Consider the following 18258-nt stretch of genomic DNA (forward strand, 5'->3'; position numbering starts at 1 on the left):
CCGACCTGACTGTTGAGGAAGAGCCATGCGCATCGTGATGACGGCGGTTGCCGCCGTAGCATTTTTGATCGGCACCGCCAGGGCCGGGACCATCCGGGTCGGCGTCACCGCCGGACCCCACGCGGAGATCCTTGAAGTCGTCAAGAAGGTGGCGGCCGGCCGCGGGATCGATATCAAGGTGGTCGAATTCACCGACTATGTGATCCCGAACCAGGCGCTCGCGCTCGGGGATCTCGAGGCCAATTCGTTCCAGCACGAACCCTATTTGAAGAACCAGATATCGAAGACCGGCTGGAAGATCGTCAAGGTCGCCAACACGATTGCGTCGCCGCAGGGTGTCTACTCGTTGAAATACAAGAAGCTGGCCGATCTTCCGGATGGCGGGCGGGTGGCGATCGCCAACGATCCTTCCATGGTGCGCGCGGCCTGATGATCCTTGCGCTGCACGGCGTGATCAAGCTCAAGGACCCCAACAACGTCGCGTCGACCATTGCCGACATCACTGACAATCCGAAGCATCTGCGCTTCGTCGAGCTTGATGCCGCGCAGTTGCCGCGTTCCCTGCAAGATGTCGATCTGGTCTCGATCAACAACAATTATGCGGTTCAGGCCGGGCTCAATCCCGCCACCGATGCAATTGCCCGCGAGGCGGCCGATGGCCCGTGGGTCAACATCGTTGCCGTGCGCGAGGCGGACAAGGACAAGCCCTGGGTCAAGCAGCTGATCGATGCCTACCATTCCGAGGAGGTCAAGGCATTCCTCGAGAAACGCTTCAAGGGCACCTACATCGCAACCTGGTGACGGGCGTTGATCGCCCATCGCCAGGAGGTTTCCAGGCTGATCTATTCGGCGGCTTCGGTGCGCGCTGCCGTCGAGGCGCGGCGGAAGCCGGCGCCGGGATGCGTGGCGTCAAGATAGGGTCCGCGTCCGGGGAACAGCTTCTCGCGGAGCGTGCCTTCGCGATAGGCTGTCTTGTAGACTCCGCGTGACTGCAATTCTGGCACGACGAGGTCGACGAATGACGTCAGTGATTCCGGCGCGACGAGGCGGAACAGGTTGAAGCCGTCGACGTCGGTTTCGTCGGCCCAGGCGATCAGCTCATCGGCCACGTCCTGGGGCGAGCCGACCACGAATGGCGAGCGTGCGCCGATCCGGCTCAGCGTCGCGAGATCACCGACCTTGACCGGCCGCTCGCTCCGCAACGTGAAATTCTCGACCATCGACTGGATCGCGTTGCTCTCGACATATTGTACCGCCTGATCGGGACGATAGTTCGAGAAGTCGATGCCGGTCCAGCCCGAGAGCAGAGCCAGCTGGCCGGCTTGATCGACATACCCTGCGTACTCCTCGAGCAGATCGCTGGCCTCCGCGCGCGTCGGGGCAACGATCACGGTCGCGCCGGCGAACAGGCGGATATCATAGAGATCTCGTCCGAACGCCTTGGCCGCTTCCCTGATCTCGCGTACGGCACGGGCCAGAATGGGCCTGGTCTGGCCGTTGAGGAAGATCGCCTCCGCGTGCCTCGCCGCGAAGGCGCGGCCGCGCTTCGAGGTTCCCGCCTGATACAGCAACGGTGTGCGTTGTGGCGAGGGTTCGGCGAGGTGGATGCCGTCGACCTGGTAATGAAGTCCCTGGTGCCGCACATTGTGGATCCTTGCCGGATCCGTGAACACGCGCGCTGTCCGGTCACGGCGAACCGCGCCGTCCTCCCAGCTGCCTTCCCATAGCTTATAGCTCGCAATGAGAAACTCCTCGGCCGCCTCGTAGCGTTCATCATGCGCGCGGTTGGCCTCAAGGCCCATTCCGCGGGCGCCGCTGTCGAGATAGCCGGTGACGATGTTCCAGCCGATCCGCCCGCGAGTGAGATGATCGAGCGTCGAGAAGCGGCGGGCGAACTGGTAGGGATGCTCGTAGGTGAGGTTGGATGTGATGCCGAAGCCGAGATGCTTCGTTGCGTAAGCCATGGCGGAGACGAGCAGGGTCGGCTCGGCGTTCGGCAATTGAACGGCGTGACGCAGCGCAGTGTCAGGACTGCTGCCGTAGACGTCATAGATACCAAAGACGTCGGCGAGGAAGATGCCGTCGAGCAGGCCGCGTTCGGCGGTTCTGGCGTAGTCGACCCAATAGTCGAGCGAGTTGTAGTTAAGTGAAGTGTCGCGCGGATGCGACCAGAGACCGGCCCAGTTGTGGCTCGGCGCCATCATGTTGAACGCGTTGAAGCGAAGTGCCTTTGGTCTGGTCATTGCGCGATTCCGCTAATTGAGGACTGAGAGGTGATTTATCACGTCAGCTGCGCGGCTTTATTTTCTATATGGAAAGACAGGATCAAAATCGTGCTTTGTCTTCGATCCGGCGCAGCAGAGATTCGTTTGTTCGACGTCATCGTGCTGTTCGAAATGACGGTATGCACGACATTGCGTACTGATTTGCAGGCGCGATCGGCAGATGACTCATCAGCTCCACTGAGCCGTTCAAACCGGCGGAGCAGTGAAACAAATGTTACGCGACAGGCGCCGCGGCTGAAAAATTAGCGACGCCATCAGACGCGCCGCCAGCACGCTCATCGCTATTTTCTCCGATGTCTCGACAGTCGCGGACGCTGCTGCGCATCATTCTTTGCCTTTTGATGCTGGGTCCACGGATTTCAGGAGAATTTCGAGATGCCGATCGAAACCAAGAATGTCGAGACGCTCGCCTTGCATGGCGGATCGTACCGGTCCGACCCGGCGACCGGCGCCGTCGCCGTTCCGATCTACCAAACGACGTCCTTTCAATTCGAGAATACCGATCACGCATCGCGGCTGTTCGCCCTGGAGGCGATCGGACAGATCTACACCAGGATCAAGAATCCGACGGCTGACGCGTTCGAGGAGCGCCTGGCCGCGCTGGAAGGCGGCGTTGGCGCGCTGGCCGTGGCGTCGGGCCAGTCGGCGACGGCTTACGCGATCTTCAACATCGCGCAAGCCGGCGACAATATCGTCTCATCGACCGATCTGTACGGCGGCACCTGGACGCTGCTGTCGCAGACGCTGAAGCAGTTCGGCATCGAGGCTCGCTTCGTCGATCCGGCCGATCCGGAAAACTTCCGCCGGGCGACCGATGCGAAGACCCGGGCCTATTTCGCCGAGACGCTGCCGAACCCCAAGCTCAACGTCTTCCCGATCAGGGAAGTCGCGGATATCGGCCGTTCGCTCGCCGTGCCGCTGATTCTCGACAACACCGCCGTCCCGCTCATTGCGCGCCCGTTCGAGCACGGCGCAGCGATCGTCGTCTATTCCGCGACAAAGTATATCGGCGGCCACGGCACGTCGATTGGCGGAGCGATCATCGATGGCGGCAATTTCGACTGGGCGGCGCACGCCGAGCGCTTCCCGCTGCTGACGCAGCCGGACGATGCCTATCACGGCGCGATCTGGACCGAGGCAGCCAAGCCGCTCGGTCCGATCGCCTACATCCTGCGCGCACGCGTGAAGCTGCTGCGCGATCTCGGTGCCGCGGTCGCTCCCCAGAACGCATTTCAGTTCATCCAGGGACTCGAGACCTTGCCCCTGCGGCTGCGTCAGCACAATGAGAACGCGATCAAGGTCGCGAATTTCCTGGCACGACATCCCGCCGTTTCGCACGTGATCTTCCCCGGACTGCAGAGCGGGGAGGACCGGCGCCGCGCCGATCTCTATCTGAAGGGCGGCTATGGCGGGCTGGTCGGCTTCGAGCTGAAGGGGGGCGTCGAGACCGGCCGTCGTTTCATCGATGCGCTGAAACTGTTCTATCACGTCGCCAATATCGGCGATGCGCGCTCGCTGGCGATCCATCCGGCATCGACCACCCATCAGCAACTGAGCGGCGCAGAGCAGCTCGCGGCAGGCGTGACGCCCGGCTACATCAGGCTTTCGGTCGGCATCGAGCATCCCGACGACATCCTCGCCGACCTCACCCAGGCATTGACTGATGCTGAGGCGGGAAGCAGCGGCCGCAAGGCGGCCTGATCGATCCCTGAAGACGGAGTTGAAACCGAGACCATGAAGACATTGTTGCGCCTGGCGCAGGCGGCTGGCGTGCTGCTTGCCATGACTGCGGCCGCCGTTGCGGACGAACCTCTCAAGATCGCGACCAGCGCCGGCCCGGTCGGTCAGCTGGCTGGCTTTGCCGCCAAGCTCGCCAAGGACAAGGGGCAGGACGTCAAGATCGTCGAGCTGTCGGACTGGGTCGCGTTGAACGAGGTGGTGAACAGCGGCGACGTCGACGCCAACCTGTTCCAGCACGCCACCTATCTCGCGATCCAGAACAAGCAGCGCGGCTTCGACCTGGTCCAGGTCGACAAGGTCGGCGTGATCGCGCCCGTCGGGCTGTTCTCGAAGAAGATCAAGTCGCTCGAGGAGATCAAGTCCGGCGACAGCGTTGCGATCCCGAACGAGCCGCTCAACGGCGCGCGTGGCTTGATCCTGCTCGAACGCGCCGGACTGATCAAGCTGGCGCCGGGCAAGGGTTTTTCGGTCAATCGGTTTGATATCATCGAAAATCCCAAGAACCTGAAGATCGTCGAGCTCGATCCGGCGCAGACCTACCGGTCGCTCGATGACGTCACGCTTGCGCTCGTCAACATCACCTATCTGATACCGGCCGGCGGTGATCCAAAATCGGCGCTGGTGATCGACCGCACGGTCGATGACGGTCTCGTGCTGCGCTTTGCCGCGCGGCCGGACAAGAAGGACGATCCGCGCCTGAAGGCCTTCATCCAGGTCTTCAATTCACCCGAGGTCAAGCACTTCATCGAGGAGAAGCTGCCGGCGTTCATTCCGGCCGGCTTCGGCAGCTAGAGCTTTCTCGAGCGAAGTGGACGCCGGTTCGCGGCAGGAAAGCGCGTCAAAAACTAGAATCTAGAGCCCCGTTCCGATTCCATCGGAACGGGGCTCTAGACGCGCGCGAAGGATGCGAGCCGCCGTTCCTCGTCGGCGCGAACCGGTAGAGCGGGCGCTGTCATGCTATCGCTCTGTGCGTGATCTTGCCGCACGACATGTGCGGCGTGGGCAGACTGACGTCAGCGTCGCGAAGGATCACATCTGCCGCGGTCTCGATTGGGCATGCGTCGCGGCAACGAGCGATCAGCCGTGAGGACCAAACAGAAAGAGTTCGTGCATGTCCTTGCCGTCCGGGTTGGCAGCGCGCGCCAGCCGCCGCTGCCATCTCTTCAGCCGACGGGCCGCGCGACGAAGGACGTGGAGCCAAGAGGATGTCCGCACCCAGAGCCTCCTTCGCATTCCGAGCCGTTCGATGAACGATAACACGCTCCTGTTCGGGACGCGCGCGAAACTCGGCGGCGCCGCGAACTTTGCAATTAGACGCGCATGGCGAGGCGATTTGCAGCAGAGAGATGCTCTCGCGACGCGGCGCCAGGAAAATTCATTCCGGGCAATGTTGCCCGATCGCCGAGCTTATGGAATTGTCCGACCGGATGGTCAATAAATAGCGGTTCGGAGGCGGGGCTGTGGTCCCGGAACTTTGCGACTATTGACTGACATCTCTGGACGATGGCCGAACGGCCGCCTGGTGAAACGGACAAGACATGGCCCGATCGCGCGCCAAGGACTATGACGACAAGCGCCTCTCGATGCTGCATCGTTCGGCCGAGCTGTTTGCCGCATCGGGATATGTCGGCACGTCGATGAACACCATCGCCGATGCCTGCGGGGTTTCGAAGGCGCTGCTCTATCACTATTATCCCGACAAGGAAGCGATCCTGTTCGATATCCTGTCGTCGCACCTCGCGAAGCTGGTGGCGGCGGTCCGCAAGGCGAGCGCACAGGCCGGCGATCCGGTCGCACGCTTCAGGACGATCGTTGCGACCCTGCTCGAGCTCTACCGGCATGCCGACGCCGAACATCAGGTCCAGATCTCAAGTCTCAAGCTGTTGCCGAAGGACAAGCAGCAGCCGCTGCTCGCAAGCGAGCGGATCCTGGTCGGGATCATGTCGGACGCACTCGCCGCCGCCGTGCCGGCGGCGAAGCACAAGCGCCTGCTCAAGCCGCTGACGATGAGCGTCTTCGGCATGCTGAACTGGCATTACATGTGGTTTCGCGAGGGCGGGCCGATGACCCGCGCCGAATATGCCGGTTTCGTCGCGCAACTCGTGCTGGCCGGTGCCGACGATGCCGCGGCCGCCGCCACCCGGCCGCGCGGCAGGGCGAAATCGGCCGGCCCGCAGCCGGCAGGCCGAGTTGCTCTGACGCGGGCCGTTAAGCCCGCATCGCATTCATCGTCAGCAGCTCGTAGGTCGCCGCGGTTTCGCCGGTGCCGGTCGTGATCTCGACGTCCCAGCGTACCTCGCCATATTGCTTGTTGCGCGGCATCTTCTCCTTCGCGGTCAGCCGCACCTGGATCTGTTCGCCGGGCTGGACGGGTTTGACGAAGCGCAGCGAGTCGAGGCCGTAATTCGCCAGCACCGGCCCGTAGTCGGGATCGACGAACAGGCCGGCCGCAAACGACAGCAGCAGATAGCCATGCGCGACGCGGCCTGGGAAGAACGGATGCCCCTTGGTCGCTTCCTCGTCCATATGGGCGTAGAAGGTGTCGCCCGTGAAATGCGCGAAGTGCTCGATGTCGTCGAGCGTGATCTGCCGCGACTTCGAGACCAGCGTGCGGCCGATCTCGAGATCGTCATAGTGATAGCGGAACGGATGCAGGTCGCCTTCGAGCATCGGGCTGCCCTTGAACCAGCGGCCGGTGACGCCGCTCAGCATCGCCGGCGATCCCTGCAATGCGGTGCGCTGCATGTAGTGCTGGAGGCTGCGGACGCCGCCCAGTTCCTCGCCGCCGCCGGCCCGGCCGGGGCCGCCGTGAACCATCTGCGGCATCGGCGAACCGTGTCCGGTGTGCTCGCTCGCGCAGTCGCGGTCGATGATCGCGACGCGGCCGTGAAAACTGCCGATGCCAAATGCCAGTTCGGTCGCGGCGGGGATGTCGTGCGTGTAGATGGATGCGACGAGGCTGCCGCCGCCGCGATTGGTCAGCGCGATCGCCTGCTCCAGATCGTCGTAACCCATCACGGTGCTGACAGGGCCGAACGCCTCGATCGCGTGGACTGCGGATGCGGCGAGCGGCTTGGCGCAATGCAGCAGCAGCGGCGGAACGAAGGCGCCGCGCTTCGCGTCGGCATCGAGCAGCGCGAAGTTGCCGGGATCGCCGGCCACCAGTTCGGCTTCGGCGCGAAGCTTCGCGACATGGGCAAGCACATCGCTGCGCTGGCCGAGCCCGACAAGCGGCCCCATCCTGACCTTGTCGTTTTCGGGATTGCCGATCGTGACCTTGGCCAGACGGTCGCGCAGCGCCGTGATCACGGCATCGAGTCGTGCCGACGGCACCAGCGCGCGACGGATCGCGGTGCATTTCTGGCCGGCCTTGACCGTCATCTCCTTCGCCACTTCCTTGACGAAGAGGTCGAACTCCGGACTTCCCGGCACTGCGTCCGGAGCGAGGATTGCGGCGTTCAGCGAATCCCGTTCGGCGATGAACCTGACCGCCTCGCGCGCGATGACCAGATGCCGCTGCAGTTTTTGCGACGTGTCGGTCGAGCCTGTGAAGGACACCACGTCCTGGCAGGTCAGATGGTCGAGCAGGTTGCCGGTCGATCCGACGATGAATTGCAGCACGCCTTCGGGCAGCACGCCGGATTCGGTGATGATCCGGACCAACTCGTGGGCGACATAGGAGGTGACCGTCGCGGGCTTGGTCACGACGGGCACGCCGGCCAGCAGCGCGGGCGCCAGCTTCTCCAGCATGCCCCAGCACGGGAAGTTGAATGCGTTGATGTGCACGGCGACGCCGTGCAGCGGCGTCACGATATGCTGACCGGCGAATGCGCCAGCCTTGGAGAGCCCTTCGACGTTGCCATCGAGCAGGAATTTGCTGTTCGGGAGCTCGCGGCGGCCCTTGCCGGCATAGGCGAACAACGTGCCGATGCCGCCGTCGACGTCGATCATTGCGTCGGTGCGGGTTGCGCCTGCGTGGAATGACAGTTTGTAGAGCCGGTCCTTGTGCTGGGTCAGATAGTCGGCCAGCGCCTTCAGTAGGCCCGCGCGCTGATGGAACGTCAGCTTTCTGAGATGTTTGCCGCCGATCGCGCGGCCATAGGCGAGGATCTCGCGCATGTCGAGATCGCTCCTGGTGGTGACCGCCACCACATCGCCGGTGACGGCACTGTGAATCTCGGCTGCCGGTTCGCCCGGGCCGGACCATTTTCCGCGCACGAAGCTGTCGAGCTTCATGACGTTGCCCGCCGTCCGTGCACCACTGGATTGAGGCTGTGTCATCGCAATTGGACCTTCTGACTTGTGATCAATGATGCGTCTCGCCTTGACGGCGGAATGTTCAATCCGAACGTTCAAGCTTTGGCTCGTCCGACAAAGCGCGTCGCGCGCTTTCGAGAAAGGCGTTGAGTGTCACGATATCCGGCTCGGATGTTGGTCAACACCAGATCGCTGACCATGATGACCTCCCGTTGCGGCTTCTGGCGGCCGAAGGTTGCGTGACCTGTACTTGGATTACTATTGACCGTCCGGTCAGTCAATTATAATCCGCGTAACGCATGGATGACGACACCGGGCAATATCGAGCGAGCACGATTTCGGTCTCGGTTGCATTTCAGACCCGACAAGAACGTCAGGATGATCCGGCGAGCATCGCCTGTCTGCAGCAAAAGTGCCGACACGTAAGCACGGTCCCGTGCACTCGAACGGTGTCATGCTGCCACAAATCGGCCGAATATCACCGGCGACCTCCTGCCGCCATGAGGATTGGCCGATGACGATGCAGTCGCCGGATATCGCCGGGTTTCGGTTCTCGACCGCGGATTTCGGCGAGCGCGACCGCTTGCCGATCTTTCGCGAGCAGATCGGGCGGATGATCGCGAAGCTCGATCCGGAGCCACTGAGCGTCGGCGCGTTCCATGCCGAAGCCAATGTGCGCGAGCTGCCTGGGCTCGGGATCGGATCCTGGGCGTGCAGCAACCTCAAGATCGCACGGCCGCGCGAGCTGCTCGACGGCAATGACGACCTTGTGCTGACGATCATCACGAGCGGCAACGCCCGCGCGTCGCAGCGCGGCCGCGACATCGAGCTGGGCCCGGGGCAGGCCGTGCTGGAGTCGAACGCGGAGGTCGGCAACATGGTGGTCCCGGTCTCGCCGAGCCGTTTCGTCGGTCTCAGGCTCCCGCGCAAGGCGCTGGCACTGCTGGTCCGCGATCCCGAGGACATGCTGAACCGGTCGTTGCCCGCGAACACCGAGGCGATGCGTCTGCCGGCGCTCTACATCAGGGAGCTTGACGACAGCTACCAGCTCGCGACGCCCGAGCTGCGCGGCGCCGTCGTCCGGCATCTGGTCGATCTCGGGCGACGTCGCAAACAGCGCTCTCGGCCAGCCTGTGTGCTGTCGCGCACACAACATCGCCGCCCAATCACGTCCGCTGCGGGCGATTTCAGACATCAATGCACGACAACGTGTTTCACATTGTTGCCCGATGTCGCATATGTCCAATCCCCCGTCGCCTCAGTCCGAGCCTGCCGATCGTCTCGCGCTTAAAAGGCAGCCCCCGGTGATCGTTGCAATCGGCGGATTCGTCGACTGCGATGCATTGAGGCGACTTGAGACCATCGAGGAGAATGTGATGAAGTTTGCACTTCGAGGATATTTTCTTGCGCTCGGCGCGAGCCTGGCCTTGTCCGGCGCCGCCACGGCACAGGATATCAGTGTTGCCGTGGTCGGGCCGATGACCGGCTCCGAGGCGAGCTTTGGCCAGCAGTTCAAGAACGGTGCTGATCTCGCGATTGCCGACATCAATGCGGCGGGTGGCGTGCTTGGCAAGAAGCTGAAGCTGGAGGTCGGCGACGATGCCTGCGATCCGAAGCAGGCGGTGTCGGTTGCCGAGAAGATGGCAGGCGCGAGGATTCCGTTCGTCGTTGGGCATTTCTGCTCATCGACCTCGATCCCTGCGTCGGACGCCTATGCCGAGGGCAATGTGCTGCAGATCACGCCGGGCTCGACCAATCCGCAATTCACCGAGCGCGGGTTGTGGAACACGTTCCGTGTCTGCGGCCGGGATGACCAGCAGGGCACGGTTGCGGCCGCCTACATTATCAAGAACTACAAGACCAAGAACGTCGCGATCATCCACGACAAGACGACCTACGGCAAAGGCCTTGCCGACGAAACGAAGAACGCCATCAACGCCGCGGGCGTGAAGGAAAAGCTCTATGAGGCCTATACCAAGGGCGACAAGGATTTTGCTGCCCTGGTATCCCGCTTCAAGAAGGAGTCGATCGATTTCGTCTATGTCGGCGGCTATTATGCCGAGGCAGCGTTGATCCTGCGCCAGATGCGCGAGCAGGGCGTCAATGCGGTGCTGATGGGCGGCGACGCCCTGGTCGACAAGCAGTTCGCCGCGATCGCAGGTCCGCTCGCCGAAGGCTCTCTGTTCACCTTCTCGCCCGACCCGCGCAAAAAGGCGACCGCGGCCGCGACCTTGAAGAAGTTCAAGGACAAGGGCATCGATCCCGACGGCTACACGCTCTACAGCTATGCCGCGTTCCAGATCTGGAGCCAGGCCGCAGCCCGTGCCCAGACCACGGACGCCAAGAAGGTCGCGGCGGCCATCAAGGCCGGAAGCTGGGATACCGTGCTCGGCAAGATCAGCTACACGCCGAAGGGTGACATCACCCTGATCGACTACGTCGTGTACCGCCGCGACAAGGACGGCAACTACGCCGAACTGCCGGCCGGTCAATGATCGCCGGAGCGTTTTCGAGCGAAGCTGATATCGGTTCGCGTGAAGAAAACGCGTCAGAGCAAAATCGAGAGCCACCGTTCCGATGCAATCGGAACGGTGGCAACCCTGGCCAGGCTGAATCGTTTCCCGCTGCGTTCGTGACCGGCGCGTCCGGTCACACGTTCCGGGCAAAGCGCGCAGCGCCGAGGATCGGCGTGAGCCATGCGACGGCGCGATCGGTATAGATCTCGGCTTGCGGCTGCAATCCTTCCATGCTGTCGAGCGTGCCGGCCTTCACCACGACCTTGCCGGGCATCAATGCGGTCTTCGCAAGCAGAGGGGACCCGCAGCGCCCGCAGAAATGACGATGGACCGGATAGCCGCTGTCGCCCTTGTCGACGAACACCACCGTCTCGCCCGACTGCTGGTAGTCGGCTTCGCGGATCACGAGGTTGAACGAGAACAGGCTGCCGCTTTGCCGCTGGCAATGTGTGCAATGACATATCGCGATGCTCCGCGGTTCGCTCTTGAGCGTGTAACGCACCGCGCCGCACAGGCAGCCGCCGTTCCGTTCCTGCATGCTGGTTTCTCCCATCCGATGACGCCGTCGCCGCGACAGGGACGCCGCCTCAGGCGTCGCCAATCACGGCATCGATGAATGTGGTGGCGGATTCCCTCAACTGCTTGCGGCTGTATCCGGCGCGCTCCATCACGGCGAGCCCGCGCGTGAACGTCACGATGACGCGCGCCAGCCGGTTCGCATCGGCCGTGCTGCGCCTGTTCGGCGCCGCGCTGATGGCCTTGCCGACCAGCTGCTCGAGCCGGGTGAGCACGTCCTGCACGCGCTGACGCACATCCGCGCTCGAAACGGACGCGTCGAGCGCGGTGCGCGTGGTCAGACAGCCCCGTTGCGGCGTGCCGTCGGTCATGTTGACGATGATCATGTCAAAGAAGCCCCTCAGCCTCGCTGCGGTATCGCCCTGCGCCAATGCGCTGCCGGCCGCGTCCAGGAATTGCGCGGCATACTGGTCGAAGGCGCGCAGGAAGATCGCTTCCTTGTCGCCATAGGCATTGTAGAGGCTGCCGCGCTGGACGCCGGTCGCAGCCGCGAGGTCCTGCATGGTCGCATCGTGCAGGCCCTTGCGCCAGAACACGTCGAGCGCGGTTGCGATCATCTCGTCTTCGTCGAACTGACGCACGCCCACCATTCGATCTACTCCACCGGGTCATTCTTGACACAATCGTCAATATTGACAATGATGTCAAGAATGAACCTGAGGAGATCCAGATGATTACCGCTGTCACGACGTTCAAGCTGCCGAAGCCGATCACGCGCGAGGAAGCTCGCAGCATCTTCCTGAGCACCGCGCCGATCTATCGCGGCATTCAGGGGCTGTTCCGAAAGACCTATGTGCTGTCCGAGGACGGGATGACGGCCGGCGGTATCTATTTCTGGAACTCGAGGGTGGAGGCGGAAGCACTGTATACCGACGCGTGGCGCGTCCGCGCCCGCGAGAAATATGGCGCCGATCCGACGGTGACCTATTTCGAGAGTCCTGTGGTGGTCGACAACCTTGCCCAGCAGATTGTTGCCGACGATTAGCAACGATGCAGCGCTGGCGGATGCGCATCACAGCGCATTGAGCGCCTTGCGCGACGGAGCGAGCGGCAGCCATTCTGGAATCTGCCGCCTGGCGAGCCAGTACGGCCGCCAGATCGCGCGCCAGGTTGGGCGGTCGAGAGGCGCGGTGCCCCATCTGCGTTGCTCGATCTCCATCCGCAACAGGTCGTGGCCATGCAGCCATTGGCGTGCCGCCCACCAGACCTCGCGCGGCATCACGGCGTTCCGGATACCGGTGAGCTCGGCGATACCTGGCAACGGACCCTCAAAACGCGCCGCAACTCTCAGGGTGGCGACGCGTTGCCCGCTCCGCCTGACGCTCCACAGCCGCGAGCGATTGTGGGCGAGGTTGGGACCGTAGGTGCGCAGGCAATTCTGCATCGCTTCCGCCTCCTCCGAGATATCGGTGGTCGAGTTCAGCGGGATGAAGTCGTAACCGTCAACGCGGCCCGGCTGCAGCCACATATCCGCGATCTGCTCCGAGCCGAGGCTGACATGCAGCGCGATCATCGTGCGCCACGCATCGGCGGCCGCGAGCGCCGAGCCGATCTGCATGCTCGGCGTCCACCTCCGGTCGATCAGTGTATGTCCCAGCGTCGCCGGCTGCGTGGAGAACCAAGCCCACAGGCCGACGAGCCGCAATCGCGCAGGATCGGTGCGTGGCGGCGCCCGGACCAGCTCGCGCGCGATCCAGACCGCCGCCGGCCCATGTGCGAGCTCGGCAACCGCCGCGACGGATTTCAGCCAGATCGGCGCGAGCTTCGGTGACGGCGGCAGGTGGTTCGCGATCTGCCGGCGAAACAGCTCGTCATCGGGCAGTCCCGTGATCGGAGCGGTGAATGCTTCCGGCGGCAATCTGCGCAGCCACAGCGGAATGCCCGCCGCGGCCGCGGCGTCCGCGAGCGAGCGGATGACGCATGCGCGTGCGCGCGCCGACGCGATCCCGGCTCGCGGGACCGCCAGCGCGAATAGCAGCGCAGGGAAGCTCGCGGCAAGGTCCGCAAGACGCGTGTGCCGCATGGCCAGCGCGCGGACCTTTCCCTGAACGTGCGGATGATACCTCCGCAGCTGATGTTCGAGCAGCACGGAGCGTGTGGCCTCGCGACGAGAGGCCACCAGAAGCGTCGAGGTCATGACAGAAGTTCCGCAAGCGCGGAGCCGAAGGCCCGCGGCAGATTTGATTGCGGGTGGGTGTTGCGATTTCACCCGGGATACGATCCCGGGACGCGCGTCAAATATCGCGCGGCGAACCGGGGAAGCGCACAGACCTGAACATCGTCGCCTCCTGCGTTGAATTGCGGAGCGCTCCCATAGCCTATTTCCCGCCGCTAGGCAACGTGAAGCCGTGCATTGCATTTTAGCGATGTGGTGCGTGCGCGATGAGAGACCTCACCGCGGCGTCGGCCGCCAAGGTCTCTTCACGATCCCGGTCAACGACGCTAGTCTGATGAGGGGCTAACAAGAAACGCAGGCGGGAGGCCATAATGACCCAACAACAATCCTCCGATCCAGGCTCCCCGGCACTGCCACGCCGCAGGCTCGGCCGCACCGGGCTCGAGGTCTCCATTCTCGGCTTCGGCACGGCGCCGCTCGGCGACCTGTTCGCACGGCTCGACGACACTGCTGCGATCGCAGCAGCGGAGCGGGCGTTTGCGCTGGGCGTCAACCTACTGGATTCCTCGCCGCTCTACGGCCATGGCCTCGCCGAACACCGCAGCGGCACCGCGCTGCGCCGCGTGACGCGCGACAACGTCGTCGTCTGCACCAAGGTCGGGCGCTGGATGGACCCGTTCCACGGCCGCGGCGACGGCTCCAATTTCGCCGGCGGCGCGCCGCATCGCGCGGTGTTCGACTATTCCTATGACGGCACCATGCGCTCGGTGGAGCAGTCGCTGCTGCGGCTCGGCACCGATCGCATCGACCTGCTGCTGATCCACGACGTCGACGTCTGGACCCACGGAACTGACGCGATCGAGGCGCGGTTTCGCGAGGCGATGGAAGGCGCCTATGTCGCGCTCGACAAGTTGCGTTCCGAGCGCGTGGTCAAGGGCATCGGGATCGGCGTCAACGAGGCCGAGATGTGCGTGCGCTTCGCCAAGGCCGGAACGTTCGACACCATGCTGCTTGCCGGCCGCTACTCGCTGCTCGAGCAACCCGCGCTTGCCGAATTCCTGCCGCTGGCGCAAGCAAAGGGCATCGGCATGATGCTCGGTGGCGTCTTCAACTCCGGCATCCTGGCTACCGGCGCGGTTGCCGGCGCCAAGTACAATTACAAGGATGCGCCGCCGGACGTGATGCAGAAGGTGGCGGCGATCGATCGGGTCTGCCGCGCCCACAACGTGGCGCTGCCGACCGCGGCGCTGCATTTCGCGCTCGGCCATCCGGCGGTGGCAAGCCTCGTGCTCGGCGCGCAGACGCCGCAGGAGGTCGAGCGCAACGTCGCCGCGTTGTCGTCGCCCGTGCCTGCCGCGCTGTGGCGCGACCTGAAGAATGAGGGGCTGCTCGACCAGCATGCGCCGGTGCCGGCATGATGCGGATCGACGCCCATCACCATGTCTGGACCCTAGCGCGCGCCGATTACGGCTGGCTGACGCCCGAGCGCGGGCCGATCTACCGCGACTTCGGCCTGGCCGATCTCGCGCCGCATCTCGCCGCGGCCGGGATCGAAGGCACCATCCTGGTGCAGGCCGCGCCGACCGAAGCGGAGACGGCATTTTTGCTCGATATCGCAAAGGGCGCCGAGCAGGTGCGCGGCGTGGTCGGCTGGGTCGACTTCGACGCCGCCGATGCCGCGGCGCGGATTGACGCGTTTGCCGGGCGCGAGCTCCTGGTCGGCCTGCGGCCGATGGTGCAGGACATCGCCGATGACGACTGGCTGCTGCGCCCCGAACTGGCGGCGCCGCTCGAGGCCATGGCGCGGCATGACCTCGTCTTCGACGCGCTGGTGCTGCCGCGCCATTTGCCGCGGCTCATTCAGGTGGTCGATCGCCATCCGGACCTGCAATTCGTGCTCGACCATTTCGGCAAGCCGCACCTTGCGACCGGCGACATCGCAGCCTGGAAGGACGACATCGCAAGCCTCGCCACACGATCCAACGTCGTCTGCAAACTCTCGGGCCTTGCGACCGAGGCGGCACCGAACTGGCAGGTTGCCGATCTCAGCGAGGCTGTGGATCATGCACTGGCATGTTTCGGGCCGCAGCGGATGCTGTGGGGCAGCGACTGGCCCGTCGTCAACCTCGCCGGCGGCTATGCGCACTGGTTGGCAGCCGCGGAGAGCCTGCTTGCTGATTTGTCAAGTGAAGCAAGAGCTGCGATTTTCGGCGGCAATGCGGCGCGGGTTTATTTGTCAAGCCGCGGACGGCCAACATCCCGGAAATAGATTGCGGCGTGCGCCCAATTTGATCCACAGCGCGCCTTGATGAATCATTCCGGGATGGTCCATAAGCGGCGTCCGCGCCGTCGGTGATCCCTGGCGCAACGGAATTTTAGAGAGATGAGCGTGGCAAAGATTCATCATCAGATTGCGCAGGAGCTTGGGGTTCGCGACGAACAGGTCGAGGCGGCGGTGACGCTGCTCGACGGCGGCGCCACGGTGCCGTTCATCGCGCGATACCGCAAGGAGCTCACCGGCGCGCTTGATGACGCCCAGCTGCGCACGCTGGAAGAACGGCTGACGTATTTGCGTGAGCTCGAGGAGCGCCGCACCGCGGTGCTCAATTCGATCCGCGAGCAGGGCAAGCTCGACGCCGCGCTTGAGGCCCAGATCATGGCCGCCGACAGCAAGGGCCGGCTCGAGGACATCTATCTGCCGTACAAGCCGAAGCGTCGCACCAAGGCCGAGATCGCCAAGGAGGCCGGCCTCGAGCCGCTCGCCGATCAGCTTCTGACGCAGCCCGAGAGCGATCCGAACGAGGCCGCGACGCCCTTCGTCAATGCCGAGAAGCAGGTCGCCGACGTCGCCGCGGCGCTCGATGGCGCGCGCGCGATCCTGGTCGAGCGCTTCGCCGAGGATGCCGACCTGATCGGTGCGCTACGCGAGGAGATGTGGTCGAACGGCATCATGGCCTCGACCGTCCGCACCGGCAAGAAGACCGAAGGCGAGAAGTTCAAGGACTATTTCGATTTCTCCGAGCCGCTGCCGAAGCTGCCGTCGCACCGCATCCTGGCACTGTTCCGCGGCGAGAAGGAAGAGATCCTCGACCTCGCCATCAAGCCGGAGGCGCAGGAGCCGGTCGTAGGCCAGCCCGGCCTCTACGAGCTCAAGATCATGAACCGCTTTGCGATCTCCAACCAGGGCCGCAAGGGCGACAAGTGGCTGACGGAGACGGTGCGCTGGGCCTGGCGCACCAAGATCCAGATCCATCTCAATATCGATTTGCGGCTGCGGCTGTGGACCGCGGCCGAGACCGAGGCGGTGCGCGTGTTCGCCTCGAATTTGCGCGACCTCTTGCTCGCGGCGCCGGCCGGCGCGCGCGCCACCATGGGGCTCGATCCCGGCTATCGCACCGGCGTCAAGGTCGCGGTGATCGATGCGACCGGCAAGGTGGTGGCGCACACGGCGATCTTCCCGCACGAGCCGCAGCGGCGGTGGGATGAGGCGCTCGCCATTCTCGGCAAGCTCGCGATCGAGCATGGCGTCGAGCTGATCGCGATCGGCAACGGCACCGCCTCGCGCGAGACCGACAAGCTCGCCGCCGAGCTCGTGAAGCGGCTGCCCGAGCGCAAGATGACCAAGATCGTGGTCTCCGAAGCCGGCGCATCGGTCTATTCGGCCTCGGCCTTCGCCTCGAACGAACTGCCCGACCTCGACGTCACCATTCGCGGCGCAGTCTCGATCGCCCGGCGCCTGCAGGATCCGCTGGCCGAGCTGGTCAAGATCGATCCGAAGGCGATTGGCGTCGGCCAGTACCAGCACGATCTCGGCGAGGCCAAGCTCGCCCGCTCGCTCGATGCCGTGGTGGAGGACTGCGTGAACGCGGTCGGTGTCGATGCCAATACCGCCTCGGTGCCGCTGCTCGCGCGAGTGTCGGGCATCGGCCAGGGACTGGCGCAGAGCATCGTGCAGCACCGCGATGCCAACGGCCCGTTCAAGTCGCGCAAGGCGCTGAAGGAGGTGCCGCGGCTCGGGCCGAAGGCGTTCGAGCAGTGCGCCGGCTTCCTGCGCATCAGCAATGGCGAGGACCCGCTTGATTCATCGGGCGTGCATCCGGAAGCCTATCCGGTGGTACGTCGCATCCTCGAAGCGACCAAGAGCGACATCAAGGCGCTGATCGGCAATGCCGACGTGGTGCGGGGTCTCAAGCCGCAGTCCTTCGTCGACGATACGTTCGGATTGCCGACCGTCACCGACATTCTGCGCGAGCTGGAAAAACCCGGCCGCGACCCGCGTCCGGCGTTCAAGGCGGCGGTGTTCAAGGAAGGCGTCGAGGAGGTCAAGGACCTCAAGAAGGGCATGATCCTCGAGGGCACCGTGACCAACGTCGCCGCCTTCGGTGCCTTTATCGATATCGGCGTGCATCAGGATGGGCTGGTGCACATCTCGGCAATGTCGCGGAATTTCATCAAGGACCCGCGCGAGGTGGTGAAGCCGGGCGACATCGTCAAGGTCAAGGTGCTGGACGTCGAGGTCGCGCGCAAGCGCATCGCGCTGACGCTGCGGCTTGACGACGAGATCGGGCCGAAGAAGGACAATGCGGCGCCGTCGCGCGATTTCTCGCGCGGCAAGATGACGTCATCGGCTCCGCGCCGGCCGCAGGAGCAATCCGGCGGCAGCGCGCTCGCCGACGCACTGCGCCGCGCGGCCGAGAAGAGCGGACGCGGCAAGCCGACCTGAGCCGCGGAGGAGGGCGGCAAGCCGAGTTCGCCGCCCTGTTCGAAA

At 64.2% G+C, this 18258-nt stretch carries 15 protein-coding genes and 1 pseudogene; 11 read left to right on the forward strand and 5 right to left on the reverse strand.

All coding sequences use genetic code 11. From position 1 onward, the window contains the following. The first annotated feature begins 25 nt into the window (after positions 1–25). Positions 26–801: pseudogene (locus tag J6525_RS05970) on the forward strand (MetQ/NlpA family ABC transporter substrate-binding protein). 41 nt (positions 802–842) lie between these two features. Here the strand turns inward: J6525_RS05970 and J6525_RS05975 are convergent. Then, a complete protein-coding gene (locus J6525_RS05975) occupies positions 843–2243 on the reverse strand; it encodes an LLM class flavin-dependent oxidoreductase (protein WP_225642796.1) in 1401 nt (466 codons plus the stop codon). A 30-nt stretch (positions 2244–2273) separates the two neighbouring features. Here J6525_RS05975 and J6525_RS05980 point away from each other — a divergent pair, with 30 nt between their 5' ends. From J6525_RS05980 to J6525_RS05995, 4 genes are all read left to right on the forward strand, one after another. Continuing rightward, positions 2274–2531: a hypothetical protein gene (locus J6525_RS05980; protein ID WP_225642798.1), complete on the forward strand. Its 258-nt coding sequence runs from the start codon at positions 2274–2276 to the stop codon at positions 2529–2531. A 129-nt stretch (positions 2532–2660) separates the two neighbouring features. Next, on the forward strand, positions 2661–3986 hold the full coding sequence (locus J6525_RS05985; protein WP_225642799.1) for an O-acetylhomoserine aminocarboxypropyltransferase/cysteine synthase family protein: 1326 nt from the start codon (positions 2661–2663) through the stop codon (positions 3984–3986). A 33-nt stretch (positions 3987–4019) separates the two neighbouring features. Further along, positions 4020–4817: a MetQ/NlpA family ABC transporter substrate-binding protein gene (locus tag J6525_RS05990; protein WP_225642809.1), complete on the forward strand. Its 798-nt coding sequence runs from the start codon at positions 4020–4022 to the stop codon at positions 4815–4817. 746 nt (positions 4818–5563) lie between these two features. Further along, the gene (locus J6525_RS05995) at positions 5564–6301 is read left to right on the forward strand and encodes a TetR/AcrR family transcriptional regulator (protein WP_225642810.1); all 738 of its coding nucleotides are present in this window, start codon (positions 5564–5566) and stop codon (positions 6299–6301) included. Here the strand turns inward: J6525_RS05995 and paaZ are convergent. Then, the gene (gene paaZ, locus J6525_RS06000) at positions 6234–8261 is read right to left on the reverse strand and encodes a phenylacetic acid degradation bifunctional protein PaaZ (RefSeq protein ID WP_225642933.1); all 2028 of its coding nucleotides are present in this window, start codon (positions 8259–8261) and stop codon (positions 6234–6236) included. The two genes, J6525_RS05995 and paaZ, sit on opposite strands and share 68 nt — an antisense overlap. Before the next feature lie 535 nt (positions 8262–8796). On the opposite strand from paaZ, the gene J6525_RS06005 reads away from it, so the two are divergent. Both J6525_RS06005 and J6525_RS06010 read left to right on the forward strand, forming a co-directional pair. After that, positions 8797–9573 (forward strand): cupin domain-containing protein, encoded by a 777-nt coding sequence (locus J6525_RS06005; protein WP_225642812.1) that lies wholly within the window; start codon positions 8797–8799, stop codon positions 9571–9573. Between the two features lie 85 nt (positions 9574–9658). Next, on the forward strand, positions 9659–10777 hold the full coding sequence (locus J6525_RS06010) for a branched-chain amino acid ABC transporter substrate-binding protein (protein ID WP_092081746.1): 1119 nt from the start codon (positions 9659–9661) through the stop codon (positions 10775–10777). Between the two features lie 154 nt (positions 10778–10931). On the opposite strand, the gene J6525_RS06015 is transcribed toward J6525_RS06010, so the two are convergent. Together J6525_RS06015 and J6525_RS06020 are read right to left on the reverse strand one after the other, a co-directional pair. Continuing rightward, positions 10932–11336, reverse strand: a complete 405-nt coding sequence (locus J6525_RS06015) for a GFA family protein (RefSeq protein ID WP_225642814.1) — start codon at positions 11334–11336, stop codon at positions 10932–10934. Positions 11337–11385: 49 nt separating this feature from the next. Continuing rightward, positions 11386–11964 (reverse strand): TetR/AcrR family transcriptional regulator, encoded by a 579-nt coding sequence (locus J6525_RS06020; RefSeq protein WP_092081382.1) that lies wholly within the window; start codon positions 11962–11964, stop codon positions 11386–11388. Between the two features lie 80 nt (positions 11965–12044). Between J6525_RS06020 and J6525_RS06025 the strand changes: the two genes are divergently transcribed. After that, entirely contained in the window at positions 12045–12359 is a 315-nt protein-coding gene (locus tag J6525_RS06025) for a monooxygenase (RefSeq protein WP_092081380.1), read from the forward strand. A gap of 27 nt (positions 12360–12386) precedes the next feature. Here J6525_RS06025 and J6525_RS06030 read toward each other — a convergent pair whose 3' ends face one another. Beyond that, positions 12387–13511 carry a hypothetical protein gene (locus J6525_RS06030; RefSeq protein WP_225642816.1) on the reverse strand — a complete coding sequence of 375 codons (1125 nt, stop codon included), beginning with the start codon at positions 13509–13511 and terminating at the stop codon, positions 12387–12389. A 350-nt stretch (positions 13512–13861) separates the two neighbouring features. On the opposite strand from J6525_RS06030, the gene J6525_RS06035 reads away from it, so the two are divergent. From J6525_RS06035 to J6525_RS06045, 3 genes are all read left to right on the forward strand, one after another. After that, positions 13862–14908 carry an aldo/keto reductase gene (locus J6525_RS06035; RefSeq protein ID WP_225642818.1) on the forward strand — a complete coding sequence of 349 codons (1047 nt, stop codon included), beginning with the start codon at positions 13862–13864 and terminating at the stop codon, positions 14906–14908. Beyond that, a complete protein-coding gene (locus J6525_RS06040; RefSeq protein ID WP_225642820.1) occupies positions 14905–15759 on the forward strand; it encodes an amidohydrolase family protein in 855 nt (284 codons plus the stop codon). The genes J6525_RS06035 and J6525_RS06040 overlap by 4 nt, the downstream gene beginning before the upstream one ends. A gap of 114 nt (positions 15760–15873) precedes the next feature. Then, positions 15874–18213: a Tex family protein gene (locus J6525_RS06045; RefSeq protein WP_225642822.1), complete on the forward strand. Its 2340-nt coding sequence runs from the start codon at positions 15874–15876 to the stop codon at positions 18211–18213. The last annotated feature ends 45 nt before the right edge of the window (positions 18214–18258 follow it).

It is taken from the genome of Bradyrhizobium australafricanum (assembly GCF_020329495.1).
Lineage (GTDB): Bacteria > Pseudomonadota > Alphaproteobacteria > Rhizobiales > Xanthobacteraceae > Bradyrhizobium > Bradyrhizobium australafricanum.